The sequence below is a fragment of the Pseudoxanthomonas sp. 68-E7 genome (genome assembly GCF_057773145.1).
On the sequence record NZ_JBYMTI010000002.1, the window covers coordinates 291209 to 302871 of the forward strand.

The following is an 11663-nucleotide window of genomic DNA, read 5'->3' on the forward strand; positions in this document are numbered from 1 at the left end:
ACCGACGGAATGGCATGAAGCTCGGCGCATCGCCTCTTTCCACCTGATGGCGGCGATGCGGCGAACAGCGCGTTGGCACGGCATCGTCCTGCGGCGAGAGCGTCGACGACGCGGTGCAGTTCGGTGCGGTCCGGATTTCCACGCCGCATTGATGACCATGGAGGTCCCGCGCGAACGAGCCTTGCCATGGTCCCCGATGTCCCCCCGATGAAGGACGAGGTCTGGATGAATGGTCCGCGTTTCCACGGCTGGTACATGGTAGGCGCCGTGCATCTGTTGCTGGCGCTGATTTTCGGTGCCGCCTACTCCTTCGGCGCATTCTTCACCCACTTGCAGGCGAACTTCGACGCGGATCGATTTTCAACCGCATCCATCTTCTCCTCCACGGCGCTCATCTACTACGTCGTGGGCGTTTTCTCCGGCACCTGGAGCGACAGGACCTCGGTGCGCACGGTCGTCAGCCTGGGCATCCTGCTTCTCTCGCTGGGTTTTCTGGCCGGCAGCCTGCTGTCATCGTCCCTTGCACTCTTCCTGACGGCATTCTGCAGCCTCGTTGGGCTGGGCATCGGTCTGGTCTACGTCCCGGCGGTCTCGACCCTCCAGCGCTGGTTCGTCATCCATCGCAGTTCGGCTTCCGGCCTCGCGCTGGCGGGAACGGGGCTGGGCACGCTCGTCGGGCCGACGGTCGCGGGACTGCTGATGCAACACTTGTCCTGGCAAAGCACCATGCGGTTGTTTGCCGCGGGCATCGCCGTGCTCGGGTTGGCCGCCGCGGCTTGCCTGCGGGGAAAACCCGAAGATCTGGGGCAGCGTCCCGACGGGCTTCCACCTTCGGGCACGACCACCATCGACGGGCCCAAACCGCGGTGCGGCGACACCACGTTGCGCGACGCGGTACGCCAGGCCCGATTCTGGTGGTTTTTCCTGGCGATCTTCTTCGGCTCCGTCGGCCTGTTCCTCGCACTCGTCCACATCAATCCCTACGCACAGCAGCACGGGCTGGAGACGACCCGGGCCAACCTGCTGATCGGCCTGATCGGCGTGGGCAATATTGGCGGCCGGCTGGTGCTCGGACGTATCGGCGATCGCATGGGTGCCCAACGCTTCCTGATCGTGGTCACCCTCGGCCTGGCGCTGCTATGCGGACCATGGGCCATGGCGCGCGGCTTCGCGTCGCTGAGCATCTTCGCGTTGCTGTTCGGCGCGGCCAATGGCGGATGCATCGCGTTGTATCCAGCCGTCGCCAGCACCTGGTTCGGCACCTCCCACCTGGGGGCCATCCTCGGCGCGCTGTACATTGCGGTGGGGATTGCCGCAGTCGCCGGCGGAAGCGTCGCAGGGTTCCTGTACGACCTGTACCACAGCTACACCCTGTCCATCGTCCTGTCGGGTCTTTCGGCGCTGCTGTCGGCAGTGGGCATCATCCTGGCCGCCCGGTTTGGTCCACGTCATCCGTGAGCCATGGAAAAAACGGTCCTCCTGGACGCGCCGCATGAAGCAAGCGCGCCCGCCTGCGTCCTGGGCCCCCATGCCGATTCCAACGTCAGGCGGAATCCACGCCCATGGCACGAGCAACGTCCACCCGACGGCCGCGCGGCGCAACCCTGCTGCGAGTCCGCTCCAATAGGGCCACGCCCATCCCATACACCAGCAACGGTGCCGCCCAACTCAGCCAGAGCAGCGTGGGGATCATTACCATCGGCGAGGCGATTTCCATCATGCCGGGGATCCGGATCATCGCCCGGAAGGTGACCGGGGCCAGCGTCACCAGGTAGCAGCCAATCATCCATCGCCGGTGCGTTCCCACTTGCCCGCGGCGGATGGCGCGGTAGCCCAGGAAGGCGGTGACCAGCCAGGCCAGCGCGGTGGCGGCGAAAGCGATGCGAATCGCGGCCGGTGCCGGGCTGGTCAGGATCAGGCCCACCGCGCCCACGCAGGCGAGCAGCATGCCCGAGAGGAAGCTCCGGCCCATCCAGCGGTGCAGCCGCGGATATCCACGGCGGATCCGTGGCAGGAATTGCAGGGCGCCCAGCACGATCGTCAGCAGGCCCCCGCCGATATGCGTCCACAGCCATTCGCGCCGGGTCCAGAACATGCCGTAGCTGCCGGCATCCAGGTGCGTATATTTCTGGTAGGCGATGGACAGGAATTCGGCGGCGGCGGCGACCACCAGCGACCATGCCACGACAAGCAACGCGATTTTCAGATGGCGACGGTATCCGCCGGGGGCCTGGACCGGGTCTGCGAAACGCATGCGAATGCCATGAGGGGACGCCGCGGCCAGCGTATCGCAACGTGCCGGGAGCAGACAGCCACGTGTTCAGGTTGCGGGCAAACACCGTACCAGCCCCGTTGTTGACGTCATTGCGCCCACGTAGGATGAGTCGCGCAAGGGGAGCCCGGGTGAAACCCGCGTCGTCTCGTACCGTCAGCGGATAATGCCTGCTTTGGACGCCATTTCACTGTTCATCGTTGCTCTGGGAGGCATCGCCATCGTCGCGGTGGTGGCCGTACCTGCATGGTTCGCCTGGGTCGTCGCCTGGCGCTCCGGCATGCCGATGGATGCCCGCCGTTCGTTCATTCTCGTCTGCCTGCTGCTGTCGTTCGGATTCTTCACGCTTGCAGGCGTGGCCTTCCTTCCATTGGGGATGGCGGATGTCTTTGTCGCACCTCAATTGGCCGCCGGCGGCTACGAACGGACAGCGATCGCGATCCATTTCCTGTCCGAATACGGTTCGATCGGCGCATGCCTGGTGGCGGGGTTGTTGGCATCGTTCATCGTCCCCCTGAAGTTGCGCCGTGTCTGGCCGCGGATGCGGCTTGCCATGCGTGGCGGCCAGTAGACAGCGGACAAGTAAGACCCGGCATGGTCACCCGCGCCGAAACGCGGATCCGGGACGCCCTTCCATCCCGCTGGGATCCGCCGACAGCAGATCCTCGTGCAGCATGAAGACATCGTTGCCGTCGACGCCCGGATCGCCCAACGCGTACAGGGTCGAGAACACCGCCTCGTAGGCGGTGTTGCGCATCAGCAGGCAGATGTCCCCGGGATCGGCCCCCAGCGCGAACAGGCGTTCGAGGGCAGGGCCGCTGTCGGCGAAGGGATCCTCCGGCCGTTGCTTCGCGTATGCGATCAGCTGGGCCAGGCCTTCCGGCCGGAGTTGGAGGTTGATCACCTCGGTCCAGAGATGCGCCAGGAGATCTTCGCGGGTGGACATGCCGTTCCTGTAGTTATCGGTTGGGGGGCGGCGGGCGGCCCATCGGCAGGGGCCATGCGGCGAAGGGCCATTCCCTTCGTTCCGCTGTCTTCCAAGGGAGAGGCGAGCGCGCATCCACCCTACCCGCCCTTGATCTCCCCGCGCAGCTGCGCCAGCAGCCGGCGCAGTCCGTGGATCTGATCGAGCAAGTGCAGGGCGACATCGATGCCCTCCTCGTTCACGCCCAGATCGTCGGACAGATCGCGGACCAGGTAGGCACGCGCCACGTCCACTTCGGTCAACTCGACGCAGGTGACGCCCTGCGCGGGGGTGATCCAGGCCTTCTCGATCCAGACGGTCAACGTTTCGCGCCGAATGCCGGACTGGGACAGGAAATCCTCGACGTCGATGTTCATGCCGGATGCTCCTCGCGCGGTACGTGGGTCTGGCCCGCGCTCCATCGGGAAACGAATTCCTTCAGTTCGGCGTCCTCGCCCCGGGGCAGCACGATGCGCAGGCGGACGTACTCGTCACCGCGCCCACCACCGCGGCGCGGCAGGCCGTGTCCTTTCACCCGCAACCGGCTGCTGCCGTCGGATCCGGGCGGCACGGTCAGCTCGACATGGCCGGTGGGCGTGGGCACGCGCACCGGGCCGCCCAGCACCGCTTCGCGCAACGATATGGGTACTTCCAGGCTCAGATCGTCGCCCTCCCGGCTGAAGCGGGGGTCCGGCTGCACATCCAGTTCGATGAGCGCATCGCCGGCCTGGCCCTGTTCGCCGCCGGGAGCGCCCTTGCCGCGCAGGCGCAGTGTCTGTCCCGATACCACACCGGCCGGCACGCTGACATCCAGGGTGTCGCCGGTCGGCAGGGTCAGCCGCGTGCGGGTGCCGTTGATGGCATCGGCCAGGCTGATGGCCAACCGGTAATGCAGGTCCTGGCCGCGCCGTCGCGCGCGGGCCTGCGCGCTCCTTCGCAGCAGCTCGGCGAACGGGTCGTCGCCCTCGGCAAAATCCGCATAGCCCGCGTAATCCGCATCATCCCCGTAACCCTGGCCGTGGTCGCTGCCGGCGTAGTCGCGGTAGTAACGATGCTGTGGCCGCTCGGCGCCGGTCTCGTCGATCTCGCCGGCGTCGTAGCGCCTGCGCTGTTCGGCATCACCGAGCAGGCGATAGGCGACGGCGACCTCCTTGAAGCGTTCCTCCGCCGCCTTGTCGCCGGGATTGAGGTCCGGGTGCAGCTTGCGCGCAAGCCGGCGGTAGGCCTTCTTGATGTCCTCGGCCGAAGCGGAAGGCGCCACGCCCAGCACGTCATAGGGATTGCTCACGGCCCCGCCTCCGTGGATGCCTCCGGGGCTTCCATCGCGATCACCCGGACCGGAATCGACTTGGCCGCCGGCGTGCCGCTGATACGGTCGTAGTAATCCAGCGGCAGCAACGGATTCAATTCCGGGTAGTAGCCGGCCAGCGCACCGCGCGGCATCGGGTAGTCCAGCACGGTCAGTCCTTCGACCCGGCGCAGGTGGCCATCGTTGCTGATGGTTTCCAGCGCCACGCGCGCTTCCTTCGCCAGCCCGCGGGCGCGCCGATCCTCCAGGTTCATGAACAGCACCATGCGATCGTTGTACACGCCTCGATAGCGATCGTTGTAGCTGTAGATGCTGGTGTTGAACTGATCGTGCGAACGCACGGTGGCCAGGCGCAGCATCGACGGATCGGCGATGGGGTCGTTGACCTCCAGTCCCTCCAGCAGCAGGAAATTGGCCTTGCCGTTGGGGGTGAGCCAGATCCGCCGGCGCGGCGCGACATCCAGGTGGAATCCCTTCGGCTCGCGGATGCGATCGGCGAATCCCGTGTAGATCGCCGGATACACCGCCGCGATGCGGTCCCGGACGAGTCCGTAGTCCGCGCGGTAGTCCTCCCACGGAATCCGGCTATCCGGGAGGGTCGCCCGCGCCATCCGGCACACGATCTCCACCTCGGGCAGCACATCCCCGCTCACCGGTTCCAGTACCCCGCGCGAGGCGGTGACGTTGGACATCGAATCCTCGATGGTGACGAACTGCTCGCCCGCCGCCGTCACGATGCGTTCCGAGCGCGCCACCACCGGCAGGATTAACGCATTCCTGCCATGCACCAGATGCCCCCGGTTCAACTTGGTGGCGATGCCCACGGTCAGATCGAGCTTGCGCATGGCGGCATAGGCGCGATCCGTGTCCGGCACCGCACGCACGAAGTTGCCGCCCAGGCCGATGAACACCTTGGCGCTGCCGTCCATCATCGCCTCGATGGACTCCACGGTGTGGTGGCCGTGCTCGCGCGGCGGTTCGAAGCCGAACACCTCGCGCACCTTGTCCAGATAGGCCGGCGACGGTTTTTCGTCGATGCCGACGGTGCGATCGCCCTGCACGTTGGAATGGCCGCGGATGGGTGAAATGCCCGCGCCCGGTCGGCCGAAGTTGCCGCGCAGGAACAGCAGGTTGGCGACCTGCTGCACCAGCCGCGAGCCCTGCTGGTGCTGGGTCAATCCCATGCCATAGCAGATGATGGTCGCCTTGGCGCGGATGTAGATCTCGGCGCACCGGCGGATCTGCGCCTCCGATACCCCCGACACCCGCACGATCTCGCCCCAGTCCTGCGCCAGCGCGTCGGCGCGGATGGCCTCCAGGCCCTCGGTGTGTTCATGCAGGAATGCGTGATCGAGCACGGCTTCGCCCGCGGCCTCCCGTTCGAACACCACCTTCATCATGCCCTTGAGCAGGGCCAGATCGCCGCCGATGCGGATGTGGACGAACTCGCTGGCGATCTCGGTGGACCCGAACGTCGCCATCTGCACCACATCCTGCGGCTCGGTGAACCGGATCAGGGCGCGCTCGGGCATGGGATTGACCGCGACGATCGGAATCCCGCGCTTCCGGGCCTCGACCAGGTGGGTCATCATCCGCGGTGAGTTGGTCCCGGTGTTCTGGCCCATCACGAAGATCGCGTCGGCGTGCTCGAAATCGTCCAGCACCACCGTGCCCTTGCCCACCCCGATGGCCGGCGGCAGGCCGCGGCTGGTGGGTTCGTGGCACATGTTGGAACAGTCGGGGAAGTTGTTGGTGCCGAACTGGCGAACGAAAATCGCGTACAGGAACGCGGCCTCGTTGGGGGTCCGGCCGGAGGTGTAGAACTCGGCCTGGTGCGGGCTCTCCAGCGACCGCAGGTGCCGCGCAATCAGGGCGAACGCGCTGTCCCAGTCGCAGGGGACGTAGTGATCCGTCGCGGCGTCGTAGCGCATCGGCTCGGTCAGGCGGCCCTGCATCTCCAGCCAGTAGTCCGACTGTTCCATCAGTTCCGAGACGGTGTGCCTGGCGAAGAACTCGCGGGTGACGCGTGCCTGTGTGGCCTCGAAGGCCAGTGCCTTCACCCCGTTCTCGCAGAACTCCAGCTTCCTGGTGTGGTCGGCGTCCGGGAACGCGCAACTGGGGCATTTGAAGCCGCCGGGCTGGTTCATCGCCAGCAACGCGCGCGAGCCCTTGGCGACCACGCTCTGCTCCAGCAGCACCTTGGCGGTGGCCGCCGCCGCGCCCCAGCCACCGGCGGGCTGGTCGTAGGGCTTGTATCGGGGAGGTTTCTTTTCGCTCATGGCCGGACGCTCCCATAACCCGAGGACGCCATCAGTTAAGCACTTTAGGAGCCCACGCTCCACCTTGCCGTGATGAATCCGCATGGCGTGGCCGCTCTCGCCGTCGCCGCGCCGGATGAGCTACGCTGCGGCCCACCATCCGCGCTGGCCACGTGTCGCCGACGCAATGGCATTCATCCAACCCGCCATCCACCGGAGGTGGAGAGCCATGCTCGATTCCGGCGAACCCGCGCCGCCCATGCCCGGATGCGCCGTCCGCAGGATCCAGCGCCGGCAGGGAGACGTCGTGGAAACCGTGACCGACCGGTTGGCCGAGGAAGTCCCCGTTGCCCTGCGCTACAACGGCCGCTCGTTCGCGGTAATGATGGCCACGCCCTGCGATCTGGAAGACTTCGCGCTGGGGTTTTCGCTCAGTGAAGGGCTCATCACGCAGGTAGGCGAATTGCTGGACATCAAGATCCATCCGCGGGTCGAAGGCATCGAGTTGGCGATGTCGGTATCGGCCAGCGCCGCCGGCGCCCATTTCGACGACGACTCGATCCGCAACCTCCCCGGACGCGGCGGCTGTGGCCTGTGCGGCACCCGCGAACTGGAGGATGTCGTCCAGGCTCCGGCCCCGGTCGACGCCACCCTCGTCTTCGACAGCACGGCCCTGCGGCAGGCGCTGGACGCCCTGGCGCTCCATCAGCCCCTGAACGCGGCCACCGGCGCCACCCATGCCGCCGCCTGGACCGATGCCGAGGGCCGGATACGCCGGGTGCGTGAGGACGTGGGCCGGCACAACGCGCTGGACAAGCTGATCGGCGCGATGGTGCGCGAAGGCGATGATCCCGCCGCCGGCATGCTGCTGATCTCCAGCCGGGCCAGCTACGAGATGGTGGTCAAGGCCGCCCGCGCCGGCATCGGCTTCATCGTCGCCGTGTCGGCGCCGACCGCGCTGGCCGTCGAACTGGCCCGCGGCGCCGGAGTCTGCCTGGTTGGCTTTGCCCGCGCCGACGGCTACAACGTCTATACCTTCCCGGAGCGCCTGCGCGCACGCCCGTGAGGCACTTCGTCCCCATCCCCTGCAGGAGTTTTCGTGCAAGCCGTACTCGCCCAGTCCGTGACCACCCCCGTGACCCGCGCGGCCATCTTCCTCGTCGTCACCCTGGCCCGCGGCCCGCGGCATGCGCAGGCCTGCCGTGCCCTGTGCGCCGACATGGCGGGACTGGTGCGCGCGATAGGCTCACGCGTGCCGGAGGGCACCCTGTCCTGCGTGATGGGGTTCGGCTCGGAGGTCTGGGACGATCTGTTCGGCGCATCCCGCCCTCGCGAACTTCACCCGTTCCGCGAACTGCACGGCCAGCACCACGCCGTCGCCACGCCCGGCGATCTGCTGCTGCACATCCGCGCCGCACGCCAGGATCTGTGTTTCGAACTGGCGACCGTGGTCATGCAACGGCTGGGCGACGCGGTCACCGGCGCGGACGAAGTCCACGGCTTCAGCTATTTCGACAATCGCGATCTGATCGGCTTCGTCGACGGCACCGAAAATCCGGTGGGCCAGGCCGCGCTCGACGCAACCCTGGTCGGCGTCGAGGATCCGGCCTTCGCCGGCGGCAGCTACGTCATCGTGCAGAAGTACCTGCACGACCTGGGCGGCTGGAACGCGGTGCCGGTGGCCGAGCAGGAAAAGATCGTCGGCCGCACCAAGCTGTCGAACATCGAACTGGACGACGCCACCAAGCCCAGCTACGCCCACAATGCGCTGACCTCGCTGGTCGAGGATGGCCAGGAACTGGAGATCCTGCGCGACAACATGTCCTTCGGCGACGCCGCCAAGGGCGAATTCGGCACCTACTTCATCGGCTATGCGCGTTCGCCCTCGCGCATCGAGAAGATGCTGGAGAACATGTTCATCGGCAATCCGCCGGGCAACTACGATCGGCTGCTGGATTTCAGCAAGGCGGTGACCGGTTCGCTGTTCTTCGCACCTTCGGCGGATTTCCTGGAAAACGCGGCAGGCGGGGATTGATCAGACCCGCTCCGTTTCACTCCACGCATCTGCGGTCTTCCGTACCCACTCTTGGCGTCACGCTCAGGATCCGCCCTGGCGAGAGCACGCCGAGGCGATACCAGGTGCCTCTCGGAATGACGCAGGCGCCGGGCGCGCCGACCCTGGCCGTGGTTTCCTGTCCGCCTTCCGGGGCCAGCGTCACCGCGATCCCGCCTTCCAGCACGTAGAGGATCTTGTCGCCCGCCGGATGGCGTTCCCAGAACGCCGCATCCACCGAACGGTCATCGACGATGTCGATCAGCGCCACCAGCCATTCGGAGTCGGTCCGGCTCAGCCGGTCCAGCGGAATATCGGACGCGCGGCGGGCATCGTCGAAGCCGACCACGCGCTCCTGCGGATCAAACGTCAGCATGGATTTGTCTGCCTGATGAAAGCATGGATAGAATGTGAGTGATAGCTCGCCTTGTCTACTCGCTTTCCCGTCGACCGCCATGGCCCGCAAACCCGCGACGAAACCCCGCAAAACCGCAACCCAGCAACGTTCCCGCGCCACCGTGGACGCATTGCTGGAAGCGACCGCTCGCATTCTGGTCAAGGAAGGCTACGACCGCGCCAGCACCAACCGCATCGCCCAGGCCGCGGGGGTGAGCATCGGTTCGCTCTACCAGTACTACCCGAGCAAGGAAGCGCTGGTCGCGGGCGTGATCGGCCAGCACATGCAGGAGATGATGCAGCGCATCCGCGACGCATTGGCCCGGGTCGCGCAGGAGCCATTGGATCTGGCCACCCGCGAACTGGTGCGGGTGATGATCGACGCACACCGCATCAATCCGCGCCTGCATCGGGTGCTCGTCGAGCAGACGCCAAGGGTGGGCCTGCTGGAGAACATCGAGGCGATCGATCGCGAGGTCTACGCGCTGATCCGCCAGTACCTGGAAAGCCACCGGCAGGCACTGCGCGTGCAGGATCTGGACACGGCAACCTTCATCGCCGTGTCCACGGTGGAGGCGCTCACCCATGCCGCGGTGGTGCTGCGGCCGGAAATGGTGTCCGGCGATCGCGCGGACGCCTACATCGACGAAGTCACCGCCCTGCTGGTGCGTTACCTGCGCAAGGCCTGAGCCTCACCCCTGCCGTGCCGGCAGCACCCGCGGGTTGCGCAGGATGGCGGCCGAGATCAGCGAGACCAGCAGGCCGACCGGGAAGATCTCGATGAAGGTCATCGGCAGGCGGAACAGCGGATTGGCGTACTGCGCCTTGAACACCTCCATGTCGGCGGCCAGCTTGGCCAGCGCCTCGGGACTGGCGCCCTTGGCCTGTTGCGCCTCGATCATCGCCCTGGCATAGGTGTCGGCGAAATCCAGCCCGCTGATCGCGAGCGCAGTCTCCCAGGACAGCATGTAGATCACGCTGGCGACGAAGCTCACCCCCAGGCCCAGGCCGAACGCCGGCCAGAACCGGATCACTCCGCCCCCTTCACGGTCGCGGTGGCGCTTGATCGCCAGGAACACCAGGCTCAGCGCGACCAGCATGGTCAGATAGCCGATCGCCATGCTGTAACCGGACGGGAGGGCGTCCTGCACGGTCAGCACGATGAGGGACAGCACGCCGCCGGCAATCAGGCCGGCGAGCAGACCGTAGGACAGGATCCTGCGCAACATGGGACACCTCTCGGATGGGAAACGGCGTCATTGGGCAACCCGGCCCTGCCTGCGGCAATCGGCCAAACGGGTGATTTCGCCCGTTTCCCCCAAGGATGGCACGTCATTGCCCTGTTCAGGGGAGCAGTCCCAGCTCACGCGCGCGCCGCACCGCCTCGGTCCGCCGGCGCGCGCCCAGCTTTTCATACAGCCGGGCCACGTGGGTTTTCACCGTACTCGGGGCGATGTGCAATTCGCGGGCGATTTCCTTGTTGGAGCGACCCGCCGCCAGTTCCAGCAGCACGGCCCGTTCGCGATCGCTGATGCCCAGGCTGTCCTGCGCCTTCGGGTTGCCGTCGAAGGCCGGCGGGCGATGGCGACCGGCGAACAGGCGGGCACCGACGAATATCCCCAGCGCGAGGAAGGCCAGCGCGATCAGGCCGGTGTAGAAATCGTCCCAGTGGGTGCGTGCCAACCGCTGGTAGTCCAGCCATTGCAGGCCCAGCGCCGCGACCGCCAGCGCCCCGCCGTACAGGGCGGTCCGCTTGCCGGTGGCGGATGACATCCGGGCGTGGCGTCGGTTCATGCGGGCGGATTGTCCGCCAAGCCCTCGCCGGGGAAAAGGCGCGGCGACGCTATGGCCGCACCCGGAATACCGCGCTGATGCGCGGCGCCTGCGACCGGCGGGTCTTGGGAATGCCATGTTCGTGGGTGAGCTGGGAGGCATGGCTCATGCTGAGCAGGCTGCCCGGTTGCAGATCGATGGCGATGGCCTTGTGACCCTCTCCCTTGGCCTTGATCAGCATGCGACGCGGCGCGCCCAGCGAGACCAGGGTGATCGGGTGCCCCTCGCGCAGGATGTGCAGCTTGTCGCTGTGCATGGCGACGCTGTCGTGACCGTCGCGATACAGGTTCATGCCCACCCGGCTGTAGGGTGCGGGCACCACCGCCCGCACCCGCGCCAGCATCTCGGCCAGCGGCAGGTCCGCGGGCAGCGCTCCGACGTCGTAGTTCGCCAGCAGGCGCGGCACGTCCACCACCTTCTCGTACATGGGCCGCTGCAGGTGGGTCCAGGCGGCCCCCGCCTGCAGCGCCTGGAACCACCGCCATGCCCGCACCTCGTCGACGAAATCCGGCCAATAGCGGATCCCGCCCTGGGCATCTTCGACCAACTGCTGCATGGGCGTGGCGAACAGGTCCATC

General features: G+C 66.9%; 14 protein-coding genes. 5 read left to right on the forward strand and 9 right to left on the reverse strand.

Going from position 1 to position 11663, the window contains the following annotated elements:
• The first annotated feature begins 207 nt into the window (after positions 1 to 207).
• Entirely contained in the window at positions 208 to 1458 is a 1251-nt protein-coding gene (locus AC3DE2_RS05905) for an MFS transporter (RefSeq protein WP_488425437.1), read from the forward strand.
• Between the two features lie 85 nt (positions 1459 to 1543).
• Here AC3DE2_RS05905 and AC3DE2_RS05910 read toward each other — a convergent pair whose 3' ends face one another.
• The gene (locus AC3DE2_RS05910) at positions 1544 to 2254 is read right to left on the reverse strand and encodes a DUF2306 domain-containing protein (protein ID WP_488425438.1); all 711 of its coding nucleotides are present in this window, start codon (positions 2252 to 2254) and stop codon (positions 1544 to 1546) included.
• A 193-nt stretch (positions 2255 to 2447) separates the two neighbouring features.
• Here AC3DE2_RS05910 and AC3DE2_RS05915 point away from each other — a divergent pair, with 193 nt between their 5' ends.
• Positions 2448 to 2843 carry a hypothetical protein gene (locus AC3DE2_RS05915; RefSeq protein ID WP_488425440.1) on the forward strand — a complete coding sequence of 132 codons (396 nt, stop codon included), beginning with the start codon at positions 2448 to 2450 and terminating at the stop codon, positions 2841 to 2843.
• 27 nt (positions 2844 to 2870) lie between these two features.
• On the opposite strand, the gene AC3DE2_RS05920 is transcribed toward AC3DE2_RS05915, so the two are convergent.
• From AC3DE2_RS05920 to AC3DE2_RS05935, 4 genes are all read right to left on the reverse strand, one after another.
• Positions 2871 to 3218 (reverse strand): hypothetical protein, encoded by a 348-nt coding sequence (locus tag AC3DE2_RS05920; RefSeq protein ID WP_488425441.1) that lies wholly within the window; start codon positions 3216 to 3218, stop codon positions 2871 to 2873.
• Positions 3219 to 3337: 119 nt separating this feature from the next.
• Complete coding sequence (locus AC3DE2_RS05925) at positions 3338 to 3613, reverse strand: chaperone modulator CbpM (RefSeq protein WP_488425442.1); 276 nt, start codon at positions 3611 to 3613, stop codon at positions 3338 to 3340.
• Complete coding sequence (locus AC3DE2_RS05930) at positions 3610 to 4524, reverse strand: DnaJ C-terminal domain-containing protein (RefSeq protein WP_295382381.1); 915 nt, start codon at positions 4522 to 4524, stop codon at positions 3610 to 3612. The genes AC3DE2_RS05925 and AC3DE2_RS05930 overlap by 4 nt, the downstream gene beginning before the upstream one ends.
• Complete coding sequence (locus AC3DE2_RS05935) at positions 4521 to 6824, reverse strand: FdhF/YdeP family oxidoreductase (protein WP_488425443.1); 2304 nt, start codon at positions 6822 to 6824, stop codon at positions 4521 to 4523. The genes AC3DE2_RS05930 and AC3DE2_RS05935 overlap by 4 nt, the downstream gene beginning before the upstream one ends.
• A gap of 208 nt (positions 6825 to 7032) precedes the next feature.
• Here AC3DE2_RS05935 and fdhD point away from each other — a divergent pair, with 208 nt between their 5' ends.
• Positions 7033 to 7869 carry a formate dehydrogenase accessory sulfurtransferase FdhD gene (fdhD, locus tag AC3DE2_RS05940; protein ID WP_488425444.1) on the forward strand — a complete coding sequence of 279 codons (837 nt, stop codon included), beginning with the start codon at positions 7033 to 7035 and terminating at the stop codon, positions 7867 to 7869.
• Positions 7870 to 7902: 33 nt separating this feature from the next.
• The gene (locus AC3DE2_RS05945) at positions 7903 to 8838 is read left to right on the forward strand and encodes a Dyp-type peroxidase (RefSeq protein WP_488425445.1); all 936 of its coding nucleotides are present in this window, start codon (positions 7903 to 7905) and stop codon (positions 8836 to 8838) included.
• A 16-nt stretch (positions 8839 to 8854) separates the two neighbouring features.
• On the opposite strand, the gene AC3DE2_RS05950 is transcribed toward AC3DE2_RS05945, so the two are convergent.
• Positions 8855 to 9232, reverse strand: a complete 378-nt coding sequence (locus AC3DE2_RS05950) for a cupin domain-containing protein (protein ID WP_295382373.1) — start codon at positions 9230 to 9232, stop codon at positions 8855 to 8857.
• Positions 9233 to 9311: 79 nt separating this feature from the next.
• Here AC3DE2_RS05950 and AC3DE2_RS05955 point away from each other — a divergent pair, with 79 nt between their 5' ends.
• Positions 9312 to 9941, forward strand: a complete 630-nt coding sequence (locus AC3DE2_RS05955) for a TetR/AcrR family transcriptional regulator (protein ID WP_295382371.1) — start codon at positions 9312 to 9314, stop codon at positions 9939 to 9941.
• Between the two features lie 3 nt (positions 9942 to 9944).
• Here AC3DE2_RS05955 and AC3DE2_RS05960 read toward each other — a convergent pair whose 3' ends face one another.
• The 3 genes from AC3DE2_RS05960 to AC3DE2_RS05970 all read right to left on the reverse strand — a co-directional run bounded on the left by AC3DE2_RS05960 (position 9945) and on the right by AC3DE2_RS05970 (position 11662).
• Complete coding sequence (locus AC3DE2_RS05960) at positions 9945 to 10481, reverse strand: DUF4199 domain-containing protein (RefSeq protein WP_488425446.1); 537 nt, start codon at positions 10479 to 10481, stop codon at positions 9945 to 9947.
• Between the two features lie 115 nt (positions 10482 to 10596).
• Positions 10597 to 11046, reverse strand: a complete 450-nt coding sequence (locus tag AC3DE2_RS05965; protein WP_488425447.1) for a helix-turn-helix transcriptional regulator — start codon at positions 11044 to 11046, stop codon at positions 10597 to 10599.
• 49 nt (positions 11047 to 11095) lie between these two features.
• Positions 11096 to 11662 (reverse strand): alpha-ketoglutarate-dependent dioxygenase AlkB, encoded by a 567-nt coding sequence (locus AC3DE2_RS05970; RefSeq protein WP_488425448.1) that lies wholly within the window; start codon positions 11660 to 11662, stop codon positions 11096 to 11098.
• Position 11663 lies beyond the last annotated feature (1 nt).

Excerpts from the sequence above, each read along its gene's own strand:
- AC3DE2_RS05960 (WP_488425446.1), bottom strand. The coding sequence starts at position 10,481 with ATGTTGCGCAGGATCCTGTCCTACGGTCTGCTCGCCGGCCTGATTGCC.
- AC3DE2_RS05955 (WP_295382371.1), top strand. The coding sequence starts at position 9,312 with ATGGCCCGCAAACCCGCGACGAAACCCCGCAAAACCGCAACCCAGCAA.
- AC3DE2_RS05920 (WP_488425441.1), bottom strand. The coding sequence starts at position 3,218 with ATGTCCACCCGCGAAGATCTCCTGGCGCATCTCTGGACCGAGGTGATC.
- AC3DE2_RS05965 (WP_488425447.1), bottom strand. The coding sequence starts at position 11,046 with ATGAACCGACGCCACGCCCGGATGTCATCCGCCACCGGCAAGCGGACC.
- AC3DE2_RS05910 (WP_488425438.1), bottom strand. The coding sequence starts at position 2,254 with ATGCGTTTCGCAGACCCGGTCCAGGCCCCCGGCGGATACCGTCGCCAT.
- AC3DE2_RS05950 (WP_295382373.1), bottom strand. The coding sequence starts at position 9,232 with ATGCTGACGTTTGATCCGCAGGAGCGCGTGGTCGGCTTCGACGATGCC.
- AC3DE2_RS05925 (WP_488425442.1), bottom strand. The coding sequence starts at position 3,613 with ATGAACATCGACGTCGAGGATTTCCTGTCCCAGTCCGGCATTCGGCGC.
- AC3DE2_RS05905 (WP_488425437.1), top strand. The coding sequence starts at position 208 with ATGAAGGACGAGGTCTGGATGAATGGTCCGCGTTTCCACGGCTGGTAC.
- AC3DE2_RS05935 (WP_488425443.1), bottom strand. The coding sequence starts at position 6,824 with ATGAGCGAAAAGAAACCTCCCCGATACAAGCCCTACGACCAGCCCGCC.
- AC3DE2_RS05970 (WP_488425448.1), bottom strand. The coding sequence starts at position 11,662 with ATGGACCTGTTCGCCACGCCCATGCAGCAGTTGGTCGAAGATGCCCAG.
- fdhD (WP_488425444.1), top strand. The coding sequence starts at position 7,033 with ATGCTCGATTCCGGCGAACCCGCGCCGCCCATGCCCGGATGCGCCGTC.